The sequence below is a fragment of the Thermoplasmata archaeon genome, assembly GCA_015063285.1.
Taxonomy (GTDB): Archaea; Thermoplasmatota; Thermoplasmata; order Methanomassiliicoccales; family Methanomethylophilaceae; genus Methanoprimaticola.
Map to the genome: position 1 here is coordinate 173,174 of SUST01000001.1, position 21,554 is coordinate 194,727.

A 21,554-nucleotide genomic window follows, 5' to 3' on the forward strand; every position below is an offset into this window, starting at 1 on the left:
AGCAATGAGCGGGGGCCGTCAGGCCCCCTTATGGTTTCAGATGCCGTATGCGCTCTTCTTTGCCTGGTAGGTCTTGAGGTCAAGGTAGTCGATGTCCTTGAAGTCCTGTGCCTTCCAGTCGGAGTGGTACTTGCTCAGGTAGTCGTCGAACAGTGCATCCACGTCGAAGTTGAACTTATCGGGATACAGGTGGTTCGCCAGGTATGCGCATGCGACGTAGCTTGCTGTTCCCATGTAGACTCCCTGGTTGAACAAGAGCACCTTTCCGTCCTTGTATGCCTGAGTCTGGACGATGTTCTTCTCGTACTTTCCGTCGGTGGTTCCGTACTGTGTGAACATGGCCTTCTGGCAGCTATCATGGTCCTCGTAGGTCTCCATGAATCCGAAGTACTGGGAGCTGATGATCCAATCGGGGTTCATCATCATGATGGCCTCTCCGTCGATGCTTCCGGTGGGGTAGCCGTCGTCGAGAGGTGTGCGTCCTCCTGCGAGGTAGACGAGCTCCTGGACTCCTCCGTGCATCTTGGAGATGCTGTTGAGGGAGTAGCTTGCGAACACCAAGGGACGGTCCTCCATCTTCACGTCCTTCAGGGCGTCGGAGATCGTCTGGTAGACGGAGTCTGCCTTCTCTGCGTAGGCGTATGCCTGCTTCTCATGGTTCAGAAGGTATCCGAGGGTGATGATGGCGGGTACGGTCCAGTTGTCCTCGTAGAAGGGAAGACGTACGACATCGGTTCCGATGCGTGCGCAGGTCTCCTCCATGTTGGGGTCGAACCAGGCCCTGGTTCCAGAGAGCATGAAGCTCGGGGGTGTGTTGCCGTCCTTGACGAATACCTCGTAATCGGGTGTGAACCTGCTTCCGAAGCATTTCGCACCGTCGAACATGGTGAACCACTTGTGGTATGAACCGTTGTTTCCGACCTGGTCGCAGACGTACTTGACGTTGTCAACTGCGCCGAGGATGAGCATGGAATCATAGTTGCTCTTGTATCCGACTGCTGCGGTGGTGAGGGGGTAGGTACAGGAACCGATGACAGCGTCCACGTCGTAGAAGTAGACCTGCATGTTCTTCTCACGGTCGACCATCCTCTCGATCCATTTCACATCGGCCTCGTCGATCTTTCCGTCGACGTTGGCGTCCGCGAGGGACCTCTGTACGAGCTGTCCGCCGTAAGACTTGTAACAATCATAGTATGTGGGCTCTATCTCGCCCGCGATGATCTTCTTCACTGTATCGACATCACGGCTGTCGAGGTAATCGTCCTGATTCGCGTTCCCGAAGACGGCCAGACGCCCATCCAGGTTGTTGCTGTTGGGGAGGTCCTTTCCTCCGTTCATCGAGATTATGACTGCGATCGCTGCGACGGCCAGGATGGCCACGAGAACGATCGCGATTATCATCTTCTTGTCCATTTTATCACTCGATTGGAATTATGCTCCAACTGATTGCACGTTCTGTGACAATGGAATATAAAGCTAATGTTTGCGGACAAAAACATCTGAAAAATTCTTTGATTATATGGATGAGTTAGTTGCCTGGTCGTATTGAAAGGTTGTTTATATGAGGCTGGCTGATAACTCCAATCGATGTCCTCCGACGATCAGACCGAGCCGCAGACGACGTACAAGTTGGACAATTTGTCCGCCCAACAGCAGACAATTGAATTTTGGGACGCACGTTCGAAGGGATACGGGATATCGACCCGCAAGGAGCTCGAGCAGGACAACAACGTCCTCAGGAACATCATGCGTCACAGGATGAACCTCAACAGGAAGCTGAAGGTCGTCGATATGGGAACGGGCGCAGGAGGCTCTGCCATCACCATGGCCCGTCTGGGCCACGACGTCACATCCATAGATGCATCGGAGAAGATGCTGGAGGAGGCGAGGAAGAACGCCATACTGGCCAAGGTCGACATCAACTTCATCCTGGGGGATGTCACCGCACCTCCGCTGCTGAAGCACAATTACGACCTGGTGGTCGCGAAGAGCGTCGTGTGGAACCTCATAGACCCCACAGCGGCATACGCCGCATGGATCGACCTGCTGAAGCCCGGAGGAGCAATACTGATCATCGACGGCAACTGGTATCTCGAGGAATACGACGAGGACTTCAGGAAGCGCAGGGTCTACATGGACATGAAGTACGGGAAGGACAACAACCTCCACGCCCACACCAACGTCGACGGGGTGGACCTGGACATCATACGCAGGTTATCATGCAACTTCCCGGCGAGCATGGAGCGCAGACCCGCATGGGATGTGGGTGTGCTGATAGGGTTGGGCATTTCCGACCTGAAGATCTACTCGTTGGACAAGGAACCCTTCTCCGTCCTGACACGCGACGGACTGATGAAGATCCCGCTGTCCTTCGCCATCATCGCCCGCCTGCCGAGGAATGCGGTCAGCCCTTACAGCGAGGTGATGAACCCCAACATGTACACCGAGGACGACCTCAAAGCGGTCGCCGAGAGGCTCAACTCCACCGACTTCGAGTACTCCAAGGTGCTCAAGGCCCTGTCCGACCCCAAGCGCCTGGCGCTCCTGTCCGCACTGATGGGCGGCAAGATGAGCGTCAGTCAGCTTGCAACGGTCACCGGGGAATCCACATCGCTGACCTCCCATAACCTCAAGACCCTGAAGGATGTGAACATAGTCGTTGCCGAACGCGACGGGAAGGAGATATTCTACTCCCTGTCGGACCCCAACTCCATCAACAGCATTCTGGATGTCTGCACGTTCCTGCTGTACGGGAACAAGAAGGATCTGTGACTGCAATATAGATATTGTACTATAGGGAGCAACGACCGAATCATCAGCGGGGATAGTTCTTCGTCCCATGATAGCGCATGAGCTCGAGCTTCCTGACGAACGATGACGGGAAATGCATCGCGATGCGTGACAGGCTGGTCATTCCCATTATGAACTTCGTGGGAATCTGCTTCTCCAAACCCACGACGGTGTTCCTGTGTTTGACGATGTCATCCAAGAACCCGTCCAGATCCGTGGCATCCGACACCGTGAGCACATGGCCCAATTCATGCAGCAGATGTCCGTCCGTGCCTCCGGTAAATCCCAGACCGTATTCGATGGCATGGTCCCTCGCACTGATGTTCTCGCTGCGGAACATGCCGCTGCATATGACCTCGTATGCGTCGAACCTCTTCGACACATCCTTCTCCAGTATGCCGTGGTCGATGGCCTTCTGCAGACCCTTGACCGATGTCAGATATCCCAACGGATGCGCCGCGGAAACCACGCAGTTCACGTCCTCCAGCGAATCGAGTATCCACTCCGTCCCCTTGTCTATGGCCAGCCACAGGCTGGAGTGCATGTTGGGCTTGACGTTCTTCGTCCAGTACTCGGTCATCTCGTCGTAATCGTAGAAGTACACCAGGATGTGCGGTCCGTCCCAGGCGCTTATCTCTATGCCCGGCACCAGGAACCTGCCGTAATCCTTGTTCAGCTCCCTGGCCTTCAGCGACCCGTTGATCAGGTTGTGGTCGGTTATCGCAAGGCCAACATCCCTCTTCTTCGCCAGCGCCAATGCGCTCTTCACCGATGTGTAGGAATCGGAGCAGTTGGTGTGGAAGTGCATGTCGGCACAGAGCATGTTGGATCCCCTGATCCAATCCATATCGGGTCTTTCGAACCTTACCCTGCCGTCCTCCGCGCCTTGCATGAGCGTGCATGACGGTCATCCGTTTTTGTTTTTGCTGTCAGGCATGGATACACTTTCCCATTCAACCCTTGCCGCGCATACCGAATGCGCCGTTGAAATGTGATAGCAACACGTTCGCCGACCTGACCGACGTATGTTTATTACCGACCTTGACTATTGGTGTCCCAAGAGGCCGCGAGAATGAATGCCAACCCAGCAACTACCAGGATCTTTGTGATAATCGGGATATTATTGCTGTTGGGCGTTGTCATCTTCGTCTTCTTCGCAGGAGAATCCGAGAACACCAATTACGAGATCTCCTACGACAGCAAGGAAGGCGTGATCGCGGTCACCCTCGAAGAGGCCCTTCCTGACGGCCAATGGACCGCCTACATCTACTACGATACCGACACGGGCGGGACCAGGATCATAACGAAGGACGGGACGGTCACTCCCTCTTCGGACAGGATGTCTTTCAAGATAACCGACGATGATGATGTGCTGGTCAATCTCGACAACCACACCTACCAGATCGATCTGAGGTCCGATTCCGGCCATCACGATATGCATTTCCAATTTACCGTGAGCGATCATGAGAATTCAGCGCTGGAAAATGTTGCCATTTGGATATGCGTCATCCTAGTGATCGGAATAGTCCTGTTCGGCGTCATCAGACGCATCGTCCGCGGATACTGATGCATATCGATCGGCACACTGGTGATTTGACTACAATTTAATACATATCACATCAATTCAGGGGTATGGAATTTGATTGGGTACAGATACTGGAATTTCTGATTATCATATCAGACATCATCTTCCTCCTGGTCATCCTGATGACCGAGAAGAAGAACCCATCCAAGATAGTGGTGTGGGCATTGGTCTTCCTTTTGCTCCCGTTCGTCGGTTTCATACTGTACATCTTCATAGGACAGACGGTATACTCCGACCGCGCTTTCAGGATGAAGAGTCTGAACGATGAGAAGACGAAGGCGCTCGTTGAGTACGATAGGGGCAACGCCGACAATGAGGAGGTGCCCGAGTACCGCCAGCTCATCAAGACGATGCAGAACTTCGGATGCGTCGGCTACACGGCCGGCGACACCGTCCAACTCTACACGCTGGGAGAGGACAAGTTCAAGGCGCTCTACGATGACCTCAGGGCTGCGAAGAAGTTCATCCACCTGGAGTACTACATCATCAGGAACGACGAGCTCGGCAACGAGCTGATGCAAATCCTCACCGAGAAGGTCAAGGAGGGAGTGGAGGTCAAGCTGCTCACCGACGACTTCGGATGGGGAAAGGGGCCGCAGAAGGCCATCAAGGCGTTCAAGGCCGCAGGAGGGGAGTTCGCTCTCTTCCACAGGGTGTTCACCCTCATGTTCAGCCCCAAGAAGAACAACCGTAACCACAGGAAGATCGCCGTCATAGACGGTAAGATCGGATACTGCGGCGGATTCAACATCGGGGACGAGTATCTCGGAAAGGGACCTCTCGGATTCTGGAGGGACACCGCCGTACGTGTCGTAGGATACGGTGTCATCCCCATCCACATGAGGTTCGAGATGGACTGGGAGTACGCCAGCAAATCCACCCTGGACATCGCCCAGCATTACACTGGTGTCGAGCTGGACCAGAGCGGCGACGCGAAGATGATCGCCGTCTCCGGAGGACCGGACGTGGCCGCGTTCAACCCCATCAGGATGCAGTACCTGACGATGATCAACAACGCGAAGAAGTCCGTGTACCTTCACAGCCCGTACTTCATCCCTGATAACTCCCTCAAGGACGCCCTCTCGCTGGCCGCCGCAAGGGGGGTGGATGTCAGGGTGATCATCCCGGATAAGCCGGACCACCTTTTCGTGTTCTGGAACAACATCAGCTCCGCATACGACGTCATGGGCAACGGCGTGAGGGTCTTCATGTACAACCGCGGATTCGTCCACTCCAAGACGATGGTTGTCGACGAGGAGATCTGCTCTGTCGGATCTGCAAACTTCGACGACCGTTCCCTGGTCCTCAACTTCGAGACCAACATGCTGATAATGTCCAAGTCGCTGGGCAAGCAGATGGCCGATGCCTTCAGGGAGGACCTGGAGTACTGTACAGAGTACAAGATGGAGCAGTTCGAGAAGCTGACCTTCATACAGTCGATCAGGCTCGCCATCTCCAGACTGTTCGTCAACCTTACCTGAAACCCTAATCCTGAGGGGCATCCGACCGCATCCCAACGATGCGTGAGGGTGTCCCTTCCAACCCTTTTGAGGCCCTTACAAATCCGTGAACCGACGGATTGTACCGATTATATACCCTGAAGACTGTCTTCTAGCCCATGGCAATATCAACAGACAGGATAATCGCAATCATCGCAGTGGTGATAGCGGTCGCTTCCCTCTGCTGCTGCGTGTACATCGCGCAATCGGACAATCCCGACGAAGGGGAGGGTCCCGAATACGATCGCATCGTATATTGCGCGGAGCAGGTCAGGAAGTACACGGACATGAAGCCCGAGGTCGCTATCGTCCTCGGCAGCGGACTCTCCAAGGTCGCCGACTACGTCGATGTGGAGACCGTCATCCCGTATTCGGACATAGACAGCTTCCCCATATCAACGGTCGAAGGGCACAAAGGAAACTTCGTGTTCGGGAAGATGGCTGGCACAGATGTGGTCCTCATGCAGGGAAGGGTACACTACTACGAAGGATACAGCGCAATGGACGTCGTCCTCCCGTTGAGGGTGATGCACGAGCTCGGAGCGGAGACCGTCATCATCACGAACGCGGCCGGTTCCCTGGACTACGAGAACGAACCCGGTACGTTCATGCTCATCACCGACCACATATGCGCGATCGACTCCCCTCTTATAGGCCCGAACATCGATGAACTGGGCGACAGATTCATCGGCATGAAGGATGCCTACGATCCGGCCCTCACCAAAGCGATCAAGGAAGTCGCAGCGGATTTCGACATCGAGATGGCGGAGGGAGTCTACGTACAGTACTCCGGACCCCAGTACGAGACCGCAGCGGAGACCAAGATGTTCCAATCCTGGGGCGCGGACGCCGTGGGAATGAGCACCGCTGTAGAGGCCATCGCCGCACAGCACATGGGCATGAAGATCGCAGGGATCAGCTGCCTCACGGATATGGCAACGGGTATGACCGACGTCTCGCCCTCCCATGAGGAAGTGCAGAAGATGACCGAGAAGATGAGCGGCCAGCTGGCGATGATAATCAACGAGCTCCTGAGCCGTTACAACCTATCGGAACTCTGAACCTTATGAAAACTGGTACCCTCTCGGCTATACTGCCGGGAGGCGTGCCATTCAAATCTTTTGAATGTGTTCTAAGATACCCCTTTCGTAGGTTCTTAAAAGAGCCTATTTTTACATTTTTTCAATTTTTACCCCTTTCATCTATTCTCAAAGGGGTAAAAAATTGATTTTAACTATTTTTTACCCCCTACAAGACTTTTCAAAAGTATGATTTTATATTATTGATGCATATCATCATCTGCAATGATAGAACTCCAGCGTACCAGATATCTATCGCAGATAGAACCTTTCATACATGACGGCGGCATGATCAAAGTCCTCACAGGGATGAGGAGATGCGGCAAATCCACCATCTTGCGCCAGATAATGATCTCCCTGCAAAATGAACCGGGCACATCCGTGGCCTATCTGGAATTGGATGACGATGTATACAGCAACATATCGACCCCAGACCAATTGCGTGAGGCCATAGAGGAATGCTTCAAAGATAACGACAGCAAGAGGTATCTCTTCATAGATGAAATACAGAATGTGGAAAGTTTCGAAAAGGTCGTTGAAGCCTACAGGATGAAAGACGTGTCGGTTTTCATCACCGGCAGCAACTCATACCTCCTATCGGACGAGATCTCCACAAAACTCACCGGCAGATACATCGAGTTCAGGATCATGCCCTTCTCATTCTCGGAGGTGGAGGAATACCGTAAACTAAATGGTGTCCCCATCAACGCCATGTCGGATTTCAACGACTACCTGATATACGGAGGACTTCCGAAGAGATTCGATTATCCCTCTGCAGCAGCCCAGGAAAGATATGTATTCGCAGTCCTCAGCGAGATAAAAAAGAAAGACATAATGGCAAGAAGCGGGATAAAGAATAAAGCACTCCTTGATGACCTGGTCTCGTTCGTAGCATCGATTCCCAGTCAAGAAATCAGCAACGATTCGATAACCGAATTCCTGCAAAAGAACGGACTAAAGGTCAAGAGAGATACGGTGAAGAAGTATCTGGACCTGATATTCTCCAGCAACATAGCATCCAAATGCAGGAGATACGACGTAGTTGGAAAGAAGACTCTGAACACCGTTTACAAATCCTATCTTACGGATCTGGCGCTTCATACATTCATCTCAGGGAAGAAGGACAGATTGGACTTCGGGATGCTGATCGAGAACATGGTCTACAACGAACTGATCTCCAGAGGATACATAGTGACCGTCGGGAAGAAGGGCGGCAAGGAGATCGATTTCGTGGTCACGGACGGTATGAGGAAAGCCTACATCCAAGCGGTCTATCTGATGCCCACGAAGGATGTCGTGGACAGGGAGGAGGGGCCTTTGCTCGCGATGAAGGACGGATTCCCCAAGTACATCGTATCCATGGACCCGATAACCGTCAGCGACAACGGCATCATCAGATTGAATCTGGTCGAGGATTTCCTTCTCGGCGACGGATTCAAACTGTGACGAGCAGGTATATTCTCGAAAATCAGTCCAATGCTCCAATCCGATTACGCTGTATGTCCGGCGATGAGATTGACAGGGTCGCCAAATAAACTGAAAAATGTTTAATGCTGTTTCGCATTAAGGCGGATGATGAGCGAAGGGATGTTCTGCCTGCTTCTGATGGCCATCTGCGTGGCAGAGAGGATCGCGGCCGTAGCCATCATCAACAGACTGGACAGGCCCGGTGTATCACGCCTTAACGAATTCTCCGCCTTCAAGAAACTTCTGGTCGGATTTGTCTTCAGACTCATCCTGGTGATCGTCATCGCTCTGGCGATCAACAACTTCCTCGGAGTCTACGACAGTTACGATACCTGCATCATAGCGGCTGCGGCCCTCTGGCTGGGTGTCAACATGTTCATGGGTATCGCCCTGGGCACCTTCAAGAGCCGTTCGAGAACCGTGCCCCGTATCGATCCTTCGAAGATCTGCCGCCATTGCGGCAACGTCATCGACGAGGAATACGACTTCTGCAAGATATGCGGAGCAAAACTGAAGGTGTGAACCGATCACAGCCTCAGACGAAGCAGTTTGACCATACCGTACTTGTCGGCGAACCTCATGGAGATGAGGGTGGACAGGTCGGCCTTGTTGCGGAGTATCTTGCGGGCCTCTGTGAAGAACGGCCTGCATTCGATGAGTTCCGCACCGCACTTCTTGGCGAATCCGCTGGGATCGTCCACGGCGAAGTACATGGCCGCGGAATCGTTCCCTGTCTTCTTCACATACCTGTTGGTGTAGCTCAGACCTTTGGTGCTAGTTGCATCGAAAACGAGCTCTGCTCCGGGGAACCTGCTCCCCATCCTCCTGATGACATCCACCACTTCCTCTTCGTGGAAATACTGGAAGACCCCGAGGACCAGGATCATGACGGGCAGATTATCCGGAATGAGGTTCGCCCAGTTCATATCGAAGAGGTCACCTGAGATCAGAGTCTCGTTGCTGCTCTCTGGAAGGAGGCTCCTCCTCAGCTCGATCACCTCAGGGAGGTCCATGTCGTAGAAATGGGCAGGGAGGTCCGCGAGACGGCAGTAAGCGGTCTCCAGACCCGTTCCGAGATGGATAATGCTGCTCCTCCCGTTCCTCTTCACGAATTCCCTCTCCATCCTGTCGGTGTTGTAGTATCTGGCAACGGATGCCAGCATGGCATACTCCGAGGAACCGTCCATGATGCTCTTGGGGATGTCGCGCTTGAATCTCAGCGACACGCTGTCGCTGAAGTATTCAGGAAACATCTGTGTGGAGTATATCCTGGCGGCCAGGGGGATGTATAGCGTGTCGGGTACGCCTTCGTTCGTCATTTTCAGTCCTTGATTCAGAGACCTGAGTTCCTGCGCCTCCCGTGGTCCCATATGTAGAAGACGGGCTTGGCGCTGTATTCCGCGGGCGGATCGCGTATCGCTATGATCGTATCGTCCGTCGTCACGGCTGAATTCTCTGATGTCATTTTTCCATTCATGCAACGACATTAAAGTTCTTATTATTATATTTTAGGAATACCTAAATTATAAGAATATGTTTACAGACACCGGGCATGCCCTTTGCTCATTCCTTTTATACGCTGGCGCAAGCGGTTCGCAAAAGTAAAAATGACAACTTAACCGCCTACACTCTGCCTAAAATACCCCTCCTGAATTCGAGGGTCCATGACGGGATGCAAATGTGTTTACTGCGGTTTCATGAACGACGAACTCAATCCATTCAGCCGCTGCATGCAGTGCGGACAGCCTTTGGAGATGAGATTCTCTGGGCCCTCGTTCGACTGAACTAAAACCCCTTCCTCATTGACCTTCATCATACGGTATGGGCATCCGATTCCCTTACGTATGCACCGATAATCCGATGTGACCTTTCTTATATCACTAGTCAGTAGAAACTGACAGTCAAAAGAGGGTGAAGAACTGGTTCAAGGACAAGGTCAAGTTCGTCGTTGACAAGCTGAAAGGACTCTTCGTCTTCCCGAAGATCTCCATCAATATCAGGTGAACTTCCTTAACGAATAAAACCGTTTGATCACGAAGGGCCACCCGGCCCTTCTACCTCTTTTAGCAGGTGAACAGGATGAAGATTGCGATCTACGGACTCCCGTGCTCGGGGAAGAGCACCCTCATCTCCAAAAACAGGGGAACCGATAAGGACGCCATCGCCGAAGGCCATTTCTCCTTCCCCTCCGACGGAGGATATACAAGATCACCCGCCGACAGCGATTCGTATGACGTCATCGCCTACCTCGACACCGCACCGGAAATCATCCTCGACCGTATGAGGCAATCCGAGGAGAACAACAGGTACTCCGACCTCACCCCCGAGGACCTTGTATCCTGGAGGGATTTCGAAGTCTCCAATCTCCGTTCCGAATGCTTCTCCGAAGGAAAGGAATTCGTCATCCTCGATCCCAAGTTCGATAAGATGCAGGAATTCATCGAGGGGCTGCTCAGCGGCAATATCCTCACATCCCCGCAGGTATCCAGGCTTGCTGCGGACCGCATCCTCCAATCCACCGACAAGCACACGATAATCCTCTCGGACGGGGACAGGACGCTGTCCGATATCGACCTCACTCTGAGCCTGGACCTCCCCCGTCTCATGGATCTGAGGGATCTGTTCTACGGCGACAGGTACACCACCTTCCAATTCTGGTATGTGTACAACATCTACCGCGAGGTCCCGCATCTCGCCGAGAAGATGCGCAAGAGATCGGAGGACGCACAGCTGAACAGACCTCTCCTGGACGACCTTTCTCAGATAGACTCCTACAGAGTCGTCATCACCGCAGGGCTGGAGGACCTGTGGTCATACGCCATCGAGGGCACCGCATTCGACATGGCCATCGGCACCGATGTGAACGCATATCGCAACATGTCTCAATTCGGGAAGGCCTACATCGCCAGATATCTGAAGGATGCCGGACGCGAGGTCATCGCACTCGGCGACAATATGGTGGACTACAGGATGCTCCACGAAGCGGACAGGGGATTCGTGATAGCGCATCAGAAGAAGAACCCCGTACTGCAGAAGACGGTCCTGAACGGAACGAAGCTGAAGCAGCCTGCGAGCAACGAGATAAAGTTCGAAGGCGTGGAGACCGTCAGCAGCATCCATGAGGATGCCCAGTAAGTCTAGCGCAACATAGATATCCTGAACCGCTGGTCACCCCATCATGAGGAAGGACCTGATACCTGCGGTGTACGTCATCATAGGCGCGTCGTTATGGGGTATCATAGGTCTTTTCACCCGTCCGATGTACGAGGCGGGTCTGTCCCCCCTGCAGATAACCTTCGTCAGATGCGTCGTGACCCTGGCGGTCATGACCGTAGCTATCCTGGTCACCGACAGGAAGCTCTTCAGGATAGAGCTGAGGGACATTTGGATGTTCATCGGCACCGGGATCTTCAGCATCGTATTCTTCAACGTCATGTACTTCACATCGCAGCAGATGGTGTCGCTGTCGACCGCATCGGTGCTGCTGTACACCGCACCCTGCTTCGTCATGGTCATGAGCATGATCCTGTTCAAGGAAAAGCTCACCAGGAACAAGCTGCTGGCACTGGTACTAGCGTTCGTGGGATGCGTGTTCACCACGGGCATCGGGACCGGGGACCTGAACATGGGCATCGCCTACGGGATCCTCGCAGGTTTCGGTTATTCCCTATACTCGATATTCGGCAAGTACGCATTGGAGAAGTACGGCCTCCTGACCATCCTCTTCTACACCTTCCTGATCGCGGCGGTTTGCCTGCTTCCCTTCTCCGATGTCCCCTCGGTCATCGATATATGCGGGGACTCCTCCGTACTCTTGGAGGCATTGGGATTGGGATTGCTTTCGACCGTGCTGCCTTACTACTTCTACACGGTGGGATTGAAGGGGATGGATGCGGGCAAGGCATCCATCATAGCGTTCGTCGAGCCGATGGTGGCCACCATCGCTAGCATCGCCATAGACGACCCGTTCGGATGGACCAACGTCCTCGGTATAGCGCTGATCCTGGGATCCATAATATTGCTCAATGCAAAGACGGGACAATCGGATAAGGTATCAAGCTGATCCTTATCCTGGCAGGACAAGTTCTGTAAAAAGTGTTATCAAAACACACTTTTTACAAATAAAAAATGTAATATCAATACACTTTTTACAAAAATGGTCACACCTTTCTCCCTGACCAGGAGTAGATCCTCGAGTTGACCTCCCTTCCTGTTTCTATGATTAGTTCGGCATCGATCAGAGCGGCTATATCCGCCCTGGCCGTATTCAGCGATACGCCGTATTGGTTCATGACGGACCTGACGGAGATATCCTCCCCGTTCATCAGACCGGTGAATATCCCTATCTGCCTGTCGTTCAGACCGTATCCCGACAGCCTGGCCCTCATAACCATCTCCTCCCCGGTCCTCCTTTCCAGATATCCTTCGAAAGTGTCCATCGAATCCTCCAGAGCCTTGAGGTTGTACAGCATGAAGTAGGTCATGTCGTTCCCGTCGGTCTCCCCGAAGATGTACGACTCCTCATACCTTCCCTTGTGGTCCCTGATGTACCTGGAAAGGGCCAGGTATTCCATTATGCCGTATCCGCTCTTCAGCGTGTACCAATAGAACAGAGAGCGCGCCACACGGCCGTTCCCGTCCTCGAACGGGTGGATGTATGCGATCGCGTAGTGCAGGATCATCCCTTTGACCACGGGATGCAGAGAGTCGTTTCCGTTAATGAACCCGCATAGCTGCTCCACCGAGCACTCGATCTCCTCTTTGGGAATCGGCTGATGGAACACCTCCCCGGTCAGAGAATCCTGCACGACCACATCGTCGTTGTCGCGGAAGGTACCCATGTACCTCCCATCCATGGTCCCGTCGGCCACTATCCTGTGGATGTCCTTGATCAATTGAGGGGTCAAAGGCTGATCCGTATGGTCCTTGATGTACAGCATGGCCCTGTAGTTGTTGACTATCATCCTTTCGGACCTGTCCTTCGGACGGATGTTGTGACACAGCATCTCTATGGCCTTCTTAGTAGTGGTCACGGCACCCTCCGCCTGACTGGAGGCTATCGATTCCTCCATCAGTGTCCTAGCTGGATGGTACGCTCCACTGTTCAGAACGTCATCACCTTGGGAGAATCCCTTGTTCGCTCTCGCATCGAACATGCGGAGCATCGTCCAGACCCTTTCCGTTATGAAATACCGGTAATGCGTGTTCCCAAATACCAATTCGGAACCACAGTCCCCGCGGACGAGCTTCATCCTCGCCCATACGACATCGGGATCGAATCTTCCCGTGTCCCTGTTGCGAACCTCCGACCAGTGGAGATATCTCTCGTTGAAATCCTTAGCGTATTCCCTGACCTCGTCTGAAAGTATGTCTTTAGAGCTCTGCCCATCGGACATCATCGCCTCGATATCCGGAGGATTCCTTAGAATGCGCATGACATAAAGATTGATGATGAGTATTAATACCCTACCAATTAAGTACTGTTTTGGTAGGGTTATCAGTTTATACAATACCAAATTGGTAGTATATTGGTAGTGTAATATCACTGATTATGAGGATCAGCTCAGGATGTACCTCGCCGAACGCGTACTGCCTTCGGCCTTCTCGATCCTTCCGTCCTTCCTCATGTTCTGCAGGAGATTGGTGGCCTTCACAGAAAGCTGTTCATCGGTCAGACCCTTCCTGTCCCTGAACCTCAGCATATCGACCACATCCCCGCGGGTCACGGAACCGTTCTCTTTCAGCAGCTCCATTACGGCGTCGTAATCGGACCCTTTGCTGAAACGGGACGACGGATCCTGATAGTCCAGATTGATACAGGGCACGCCGTCGTATACTGTGACCAGTCCCCTCGATATGAGGGATTCCATTCTCTTGTCAGACAGATACCTACCGGAATCCAGCCTGTCCAGGTCCAGTATGTCCTGTATCTCCATGTCCCTGCGGATGTCCAAGGCCCTTGCCAGAGCGCCCTCCCTCCTTCCGGGGAACGTCACCGACACAGAATCGTCGGTTATGGAGAATCTGGGCAGCGGGAAGTGCTTGTGTATCTGAGAGAGATAGAAATTACGGATGCCCGCACCGGAATTGGATACAAGACCGATCTCGGTCATCGCCTTGATGAGGAAAGAGTTCCTGGAGGCCATAGTCTGATTCTGGCCCTTGACGAAGGATTCCGGCTCCACGTCGGGGAAGGATCCCTTGCTGTACACCGTGACGGACTCGTTCTCCCTCTCGATAACGTCGATGGTCCCGCCCATGGTGTAGTCCTGATGCTGCAGGGCGTTGAATATCGCCTCCGTGAGCGAAGCGACACGGTATGTGCTCATGAAAACAGGCCCGCTCCCCTCGTCTATCTTTACGGTGGAATTGCTGATGATCGAGGCCAGTTTCCTTGCCGCCAAAACCATAGAGCCAGTGAAGGTACGCGAGTCGGCCACGGACCCGTCTATGTCCAGCAGCCTCCACCTCATGCAGACCGTCGACGGGAGCACCTTCTCGGAAGCCTTCCCCAACAGGATCATGGCGGCGACGGTGACCTTCCCCCTCTTCAAAACGCCGACGTATGACAGGAACTCCTGGTCGTCCATTGCGGACACCTCCTCCCTGTGCTCAGGATGCTCCGACATATAGGTCGCCCTGACCGCCCTCATGGCCTCGGGGTCCAAGCTGCGGATGTCCGCTTCCTGGACCACGTTCCCCGTCCAATCGTCGTATACGCTCTTCACGTCATGACGTTAAGAGGTACTCCGTTATAATCTCATTTATTCTCATTATCATTCCCCCATCAGAAGGGATTCCGCCCCATCCGCCCTATAACCATTAAATAAGGATACAAGGTCGACTGACCATTACATCCCGGAGCCCCCCGCTCCGAACAGAGGAATAAGAATGCCGGAACTATTTGGAAAGAAGATCCACAACCTGCCCCACATCGCGCAGGAGCTCACACAGTGCGTACAGTGCGGATACTGTATCGACGTCTGCGAGGCACACGCTCAGACACCTTGGGACTCCGTCACCCCCAGGGGAAAGATCTACTACATCAAGCAGATCGACCTGATGGGAACCGGAGGAATGGACAAGCTCCTCAACAGGCCCGTCGAGCTCAGCCCCGAGTTCGTCGACGCCATGTACAAGTGTACTGGATGCGGAAACTGTGAGGTAGTCTGCCACGCCAAGATCCACCTCGTGGAACTTTGGGAGACAATGAGGAAATGGATGGTCGATGTCGGAATCGGACCCATGCCCGCCGCAGTCGCGATGGGTAAGAGCATCCACAAGAACCACAACCCCTACAACGAGCCCGACTCCAAGAGGGACGCATGGTGGCCCGAGGATGTCGAGAGGCACGTACCCGCCAACGTCGTCTTCTTCGCCGGATGTACCGGATCCTATAGGATGCAGCACATCGCACAGGCCGGAGTTCACGTTCTCGACCGCGCCGGAGTCCAGATGAACTGTCTCGGACCCGACGAGTGGTGCTGTTCCTCCCCTCTCATCAGGACAGGAAACGAGAAGGAGTCCACAGACTGTGCCTACCACAACGTCGAGAAGGCCGACGCCATCGGAGCGAAGGACATGGTCATGACCTGCTCCGGATGCTACAAGACCGTCTCCTGCGACTTCGGAAGGTTCTACGCCAAGGCAGGACAGAACGTCTACCACTTCTCACAGTACGTCGAGCAGCTCATCAACGACAGGAAGCTGCCCCTCAACAACGAGTTCAACCACAAGGTCACATACCACGACCCCTGCCACCTCGGAAGGCACTCCGGTGTCTATGACGCTCCCAGGAACGTCATCAAGAAGATCAAGGGTGTCGAGTTCGTCGAGATGGAGAGGTCCAGGGAGAACTCCAGGTGCTGCGGTGCCGGAGGAGGATACAAGTCCACATACCCCGACTTCGCCCTCAACATCGGTATCGAGAGGATCCACGACGCCGAGGCAACCGGAGCTGACGTTCTCATCAGCTGCTGTCCCTTCTGTGTCCTGAACCTCACACAGGCGGCAAAGAAGATCGGTTCCAACATCAAGGTCATGGACCTTTCGCAGGTCCTCCTCGAGGTCACCGCTCCCAAACCCGCCGAGCCCGCTGCAGAGAAACCCGCAGCAGAAGCAAAGGCCTGAAACACGAACAATCACGGGGGCTCCGGCCCCCTCATTTCCTTTTTACATGACATTCCCCGAACTCTGCCCCGACATCATACGCGTCCTGGCCGAGAAGGGGATCAAGGAACCCACGCCGCCCCAGGCGGATTCCATACCGAGGATCATCAGAGGGGAGAACCTCCTCCTGGTCGCACCCACAGGTATCGGGAAGACCGAGGCCGCAATACTGCCGATTCTGGAGCTAATCATGCGCTCCAAAGGCAAGCCCGGCATCAGATGCATCTACATCACCCCCCTCAGGGCCCTCAACAGGGACATGCTGAAGAGGATGGAGGATTACGGAAGGGCCTTGGACATAAAGGTGGGCGTGAGACACGGCGACACCACCCAGGCCGAGAGGAACTACCAGTCGCAGCACCCTCCGGATATCCTCATCACCACCCCCGAGACATTGCAGGTCATGTTCACCGGGAAGAACCTGGTTCAGCACATGAAGCACGTTGAATGGGTGATCGTGGACGAGATACACGAACTGTCCAACACAGAGAGAGGAGCACAGATGAGCGTCGCCCTCGAGAGACTGGTGCTGCTGGCAGGGAACTATCAGAGGATAGGATTGTCGGCAACGGTTGGTAACATCGATCACGTCGCCAGATTCCTTGCGGGGAACAACAGGGAGGTGGTCGTGCGCAAGCACGACACCCACAGGGACTTCGACATCAAGGTCGAGAGCCCTCCCCCAGAAAACGACCCTACATTGCTGGACAGGCTCCAGAGCGACCCGGACATCCTTGGTGTTATGAAAAGGGCCAGAGAGATCGTCGACAACGGAAAATCCACACTGTTCTTCGTGAACACCAGGGAGACAGCCGAATGGCTGGCCGCCCGCTACCATCTTTGGGACAAGGACATCTCCATCGAGGTCCACCACGGATCCCTCTCCAAGGAGAACAGGATGGAGATGGAGGACAGCTTCAAGAGAGGGGAGGTGAAGTGCCTGATATGCACATCATCGCTCGAACTGGGAATCGACGTGGGAACAACGGAGATGGTCATCCAGTACAACTCCCCCAGACAGGTCTCCCGCATGATACAGCGCGCTGGCCGTGCAGGTCACAGGATAGGTGAGACCATCAGGGCCAAGATCATCGCCACCGCACCGGACGAGGTCGCCGAGGCGATGGTCGTCGCGAGAAGGAGCGACTCCAAGGAGCTGGAGTACTTCGAGGGCAGGGAATCACCGCTGTCCGTCGTGGCCAACCAGCTCATCGCCATGACCATGACCGGGCCCATGGACAAGGAGCTAGCCTACAAGGTGATGCACAACGCGTACCCCTTCCGCAACCTGACCTACGGCCAGATGCTCGATGTCTTAGAACAATTGAAGGGCATCAAGATGGTCTTCGATGACGATACCACCTTCAAGCGCTCCAAGAAGGGAATGAGCTACTTCTACGACAACATCTCCATGATCCCCGACGAGAGGTCCTATCTGGTCCGCGACATCGGGACGAGAGCGATCATAGGTACATTGGACGAGAGCTTCGTCGCATCCTTCGCGGAGGAGTTCGCCATGTTCATCGCCAAGGGAAGGACGTGGCGCATAGTCGAGATGAGGGAGGACGAGATCCTCGTCGAGGAGGCGAGGGAGGTGGGAGCGGTACCCAATTGGGTCGGTTCCGACATACCCGTCCCCTTCGAGATCGCCATGGAGGTAGGACGCATGAGAAGGCTCAGGAACTTCTCCGACTACCCCGGCGACGAAGGATGTGCCAGAGTATTGAAAGAGTACTTCGCGGGACAGGACGAGAAGTCCAAGATGCCCACCGATAAACTGGTCACCGTGGAGATCGCCGACAGGATGGCGATCATCAATTGCTGCTTCGGCAGCAAGGTCAACGAGACCCTCGGGAAGATTTACTCCGCCCTGCTCACCGCACGTCTCGGGGAGTCCATCGGTGTCACCGCGGACCCCTACAGGATCATCCTGGAGCTCCCCAGGCATGTCGACAGGGATACGATGATGAACACCATCCGCTCGGTAAAACCGGGAACCGTCGAGGCATTGTCGAGGATGACAATCCTTAACTCCTCCTTCCTGAGATGGAGGTTCGTCTTCGTCGCCAAGAAGTTCGGCATCATCGAGAAGGAGGCGGACCACCGCTTCATGAACTTCTCCAGGCTGTTTGACCTGCACAAGGACACCCCAGCCTACCAGGAGGCGATAAACAAGGTCCTGTGGGAGGATCTGGACATCCCCAACACCGAGAAGGTCGTCTCCATGATCGCCAACGGTGAGATACAGCTGGAGACCGACAGGATATCGAAGATCGGCCTGGAAGGCATCACCAGGTCCAAGGAGCTGATGCAGCCGGTCCGCGCGGACCATTCGATCCTCATGGCCCTGAAGAAGAGGCTGGAGGACGAGATCCTGTTCGCATCCTGCATGCACTGCGGCTCTCAGTCCAGATTCAGAGTGGGCGATGCGCCCAAGAAATTCAAGTGCCCCCAGTGCGGCGGAGTCATGATCGCCGTCCTGAAGAACTACGAGAGAGACACGGTGAAGCTGCTGAAGGAGCCCGCCCTTTCCAAGCAGGAGAAGCAGGACCTTCAGAAGATGGGAAAGAACGCCAACCTTGTGTTCGAGCAGGGCCAAAGGGCCGTCATCGTGCTTGCAGGAAGGGGGATAGGCCCAGATACTGCAGCCAGGATACTCCGCACGCTCCATTCCGACGAGGACGAATTCCTGAGGGACATCATGAACGCGGAGATACTGTTTGCCAAGAACAAGAGATTCTGGGATTGACCCGTCATCCATTCAGTAGGATCTACTGGACGCCCGTCTTGTTACTCCCCGTTTGGAATGGACCGAGTAATGATCATCGAATGATCCGAAAACAACACTAAAATGAGCAGGCGGTGCCTGCTCATATTTCCCTTAGCCGCTCACCCGAAAACCTTCCAGGAGAAAGACTCCGCTGGGCCTTCGATCCGGAACGGACGTGCAATCCTCAAAGGGTCACTGCTTGCCCTTTTTCAGACTCTTGATGGCTTTGAAAGCGCCATCGAGGTCTATGGTGAGGCCTTCCTGTTCCTCCCCGAACTCGTCGCGCATTACGCCATCGTCTTCTACCTCGTGCTTCTTGAGGAATTCTCTAAGCCCCATCTTGTCACCATTCAATCATCTGCGTTCATAGTACATAAAGGGTAGACCGGTGATGTCGGAACAAATGTCAAACGACTGACGGGTTTCCCGTCACAGCGCCAGTCCCTGTCGATGACCTGAAGCCCTGATGGGATTCGGTGAAAAGTACGGTGTGAAATGAATCGATCCTATTTTCAGCCTTCTTCATTTATTGCCTTTGTTTGACTGAGATTTTTATCAGGCAATTTATCAGGCAAAAGGCTGTATTAAGGCAATTATAAGGCAATTTTCTGTTTATAAGGCAATATTTTTGTCCTATAAGGCAAGTTTATCAGGCAAAGTGCAGCATTGAGGCAATTTGAATCCTCAAACAAAATGAATCTCAGCTCTTCTCCAAAGTGAAAACAACAGTCACGTTCGGCTTGTCCAGCATCGCTGTGATCTCCGATTCCGACATTCCCGATATCTTCCCCAGCCTGGTGTAATCGTAAGCGTTGTCTTCGAAGAAGATGCTGATCTGGACTCCTCTGTAAAGAACAATGTCCCCGGAACTGGTCTGTATCCACGAATCGTTCTTAACTACAGACTTCGGCATGCTGCCGGTCTGCTCGAAACCCCCGTAGCGTTCCATGCTGACCGTCATCTTATCCTTCGCAAGGACCTTGATGGCATCCACCGACGGATTGTCCTCCCAGACCACATCCACCTTCTTTCCGTCTATCGTGAGAATCAGATCCATGTCATCGACCCCGGGATCCACAGGAGAGGGCTCATCACCCTGCCCGCCATTGATTGCGAAGTAGACGCCTATGCCCGCGGCCAATACGACTGCTAAAACGGCTACCACCATGACGGTCCTGTTCATGATTATTCGAAGTTGTTTAGATATAAAGCCGTTGAGATTGGAATTTCCAAAGACTGATGGCCCATCCGATGCCTCCGGCCTCATTCCTTTTCCGAATCCATCAGCTGTTCCCGTCTTCAATTTTCCCAATCCACCCTATCAACTCCTCCAGGACCTCACGGCTCTCCGGCAGATCGGGCTTCAGGGAAGGGAACGCGTGGTCCAGCTCTTTGTTGCCCCTGTAGAAAAGATACTTGCATGGATGTTCCGCCTTGCGCAGGGCCGCCTCATAGCACTCGGTGTAATTCTTGAGGAAATCCTTGTCGCTGCTGACCAGGAACATCGGGGGCAGGTGACCCATCACCTCGAGGCACTCCGGATCCATGAGCTGCTTGAAGGACGGATCCTTCCTCTTCTCCCCATAGAGGGTCTTGGCATAGGCAAAGCTGAGCATGTCCCTCTTGAAGGTGTAGAACATTCCGCTGAAACAGGCAAGGGAAGATACGTGAAGGGATGGTTCCTTCAATCCCAGGGCCTCCCTCAGAACCGGGGAACCCAATGAGGCAACGGCATACACGGCCAAGAAGCAACCGGCGCTCTCCGATACCACCGCCACGCGATTGGGGTCGCCGCCGTACTCCTCGAGATGTTCGGAAACGAAGGTGAATGCCGCAAAGACATCTCCTATCTCCGAGAATGCATCCGCCTCCGATAACAACCTGTACTCCGGATTGAAGACAAGGAATCCTTTCGAGACAAGGTTCTCGCTGATTGTCCGTGTTAGCTTCCGTGTACCGACTACGAGCCCGCCTCCGTGTATCACGACGACGACGGGAAGGGGGACAGGGCCGCGGTCCTTGGGACGGAAGATGTCCACTCCCAACGGAGCGCCGCCTGCGCCCTGAAATGTTTCATCCAAAAACTCTTCAACGCCATCAGGGGTCCGGTGGCCCGCCTCGGATCTGGCTTCCCAGTCCCGGCATTTGCCATCCATTCCCCTGGTGACGAGTTTTAATAACAGACCCATGGGTCA

17 protein-coding genes are annotated in these 21,554 nt (G+C 54.0%); 10 read left to right on the plus strand and 7 right to left on the minus strand.

Annotated elements, in window-relative coordinates:
• Positions 1–36 precede the first annotated feature (36 nt).
• Positions 37–1,413: a hypothetical protein gene (locus tag E7Z62_00880; GenBank protein ID MBE6521675.1), complete on the minus strand. Its 1,377-nt coding sequence runs from the start codon at positions 1,411–1,413 to the stop codon at positions 37–39.
• A 174-nt stretch (positions 1,414–1,587) separates the two neighbouring features.
• Here E7Z62_00880 and E7Z62_00885 point away from each other — a divergent pair, with 174 nt between their 5' ends.
• Complete coding sequence (locus E7Z62_00885; protein MBE6521676.1) at positions 1,588–2,772, plus strand: metalloregulator ArsR/SmtB family transcription factor; 1,185 nt, start codon at positions 1,588–1,590, stop codon at positions 2,770–2,772.
• 43 nt (positions 2,773–2,815) lie between these two features.
• Here the strand turns inward: E7Z62_00885 and E7Z62_00890 are convergent, their stop codons facing one another.
• Entirely contained in the window at positions 2,816–3,682 is an 867-nt protein-coding gene (locus E7Z62_00890; GenBank protein ID MBE6521677.1) for a histidinol phosphatase, read from the minus strand.
• Between the two features lie 180 nt (positions 3,683–3,862).
• On the opposite strand from E7Z62_00890, the gene E7Z62_00895 reads away from it, so the two are divergent.
• The 5 genes from E7Z62_00895 (at position 3,863) to E7Z62_00915 (ending at position 8,942) form a co-directional block, all read left to right on the plus strand.
• Positions 3,863–4,357: a hypothetical protein gene (locus E7Z62_00895; protein ID MBE6521678.1), complete on the plus strand. Its 495-nt coding sequence runs from the start codon at positions 3,863–3,865 to the stop codon at positions 4,355–4,357.
• A gap of 65 nt (positions 4,358–4,422) precedes the next feature.
• Positions 4,423–5,856, plus strand: a complete 1,434-nt coding sequence (gene cls / locus E7Z62_00900) for a cardiolipin synthase (GenBank protein MBE6521679.1) — start codon at positions 4,423–4,425, stop codon at positions 5,854–5,856.
• A 137-nt stretch (positions 5,857–5,993) separates the two neighbouring features.
• Complete coding sequence (locus E7Z62_00905; protein MBE6521680.1) at positions 5,994–6,935, plus strand: purine-nucleoside phosphorylase; 942 nt, start codon at positions 5,994–5,996, stop codon at positions 6,933–6,935.
• A gap of 243 nt (positions 6,936–7,178) precedes the next feature.
• Positions 7,179–8,399: an ATP-binding protein gene (locus E7Z62_00910; protein MBE6521681.1), complete on the plus strand. Its 1,221-nt coding sequence runs from the start codon at positions 7,179–7,181 to the stop codon at positions 8,397–8,399.
• Positions 8,400–8,528: 129 nt separating this feature from the next.
• Entirely contained in the window at positions 8,529–8,942 is a 414-nt protein-coding gene (locus tag E7Z62_00915; protein MBE6521682.1) for a hypothetical protein, read from the plus strand.
• Positions 8,943–8,947: 5 nt separating this feature from the next.
• On the opposite strand, the gene E7Z62_00920 is transcribed toward E7Z62_00915, so the two are convergent.
• Entirely contained in the window at positions 8,948–9,739 is a 792-nt protein-coding gene (locus E7Z62_00920) for a class I SAM-dependent methyltransferase (protein MBE6521683.1), read from the minus strand.
• A 760-nt stretch (positions 9,740–10,499) separates the two neighbouring features.
• Between E7Z62_00920 and E7Z62_00925 the strand changes: the two genes are divergently transcribed.
• Together E7Z62_00925 and E7Z62_00930 are read left to right on the plus strand one after the other, a co-directional pair.
• Positions 10,500–11,555, plus strand: coding sequence for a hypothetical protein (locus tag E7Z62_00925; protein MBE6521684.1), 1,056 nt, complete (start codon positions 10,500–10,502; stop codon positions 11,553–11,555).
• Positions 11,556–11,598: 43 nt separating this feature from the next.
• Positions 11,599–12,483, plus strand: coding sequence for an EamA family transporter (locus E7Z62_00930; GenBank protein MBE6521685.1), 885 nt, complete (start codon positions 11,599–11,601; stop codon positions 12,481–12,483).
• A 97-nt stretch (positions 12,484–12,580) separates the two neighbouring features.
• On the opposite strand, the gene E7Z62_00935 is transcribed toward E7Z62_00930, so the two are convergent.
• Both E7Z62_00935 and E7Z62_00940 read right to left on the minus strand, forming a co-directional pair.
• Complete coding sequence (locus tag E7Z62_00935; protein MBE6521686.1) at positions 12,581–13,855, minus strand: Fic family protein; 1,275 nt, start codon at positions 13,853–13,855, stop codon at positions 12,581–12,583.
• Between the two features lie 123 nt (positions 13,856–13,978).
• Positions 13,979–15,148 (minus strand): hypothetical protein, encoded by a 1,170-nt coding sequence (locus tag E7Z62_00940; GenBank protein ID MBE6521687.1) that lies wholly within the window; start codon positions 15,146–15,148, stop codon positions 13,979–13,981.
• A gap of 163 nt (positions 15,149–15,311) precedes the next feature.
• On the opposite strand from E7Z62_00940, the gene E7Z62_00945 reads away from it, so the two are divergent.
• Entirely contained in the window at positions 15,312–16,550 is a 1,239-nt protein-coding gene (locus E7Z62_00945) for a (Fe-S)-binding protein (protein MBE6521688.1), read from the plus strand.
• Positions 16,551–16,596: 46 nt separating this feature from the next.
• A complete protein-coding gene (locus E7Z62_00950) occupies positions 16,597–19,338 on the plus strand; it encodes a DEAD/DEAH box helicase (GenBank protein MBE6521689.1) in 2,742 nt (913 codons plus the stop codon).
• 721 nt (positions 19,339–20,059) lie between these two features.
• On the opposite strand, the gene E7Z62_00955 is transcribed toward E7Z62_00950, so the two are convergent.
• Entirely contained in the window at positions 20,060–20,542 is a 483-nt protein-coding gene (locus E7Z62_00955) for a hypothetical protein (protein MBE6521690.1), read from the minus strand.
• Between the two features lie 100 nt (positions 20,543–20,642).
• Entirely contained in the window at positions 20,643–21,548 is a 906-nt protein-coding gene (locus tag E7Z62_00960) for an alpha/beta hydrolase (protein MBE6521691.1), read from the minus strand.
• Positions 21,549–21,554 lie beyond the last annotated feature (6 nt).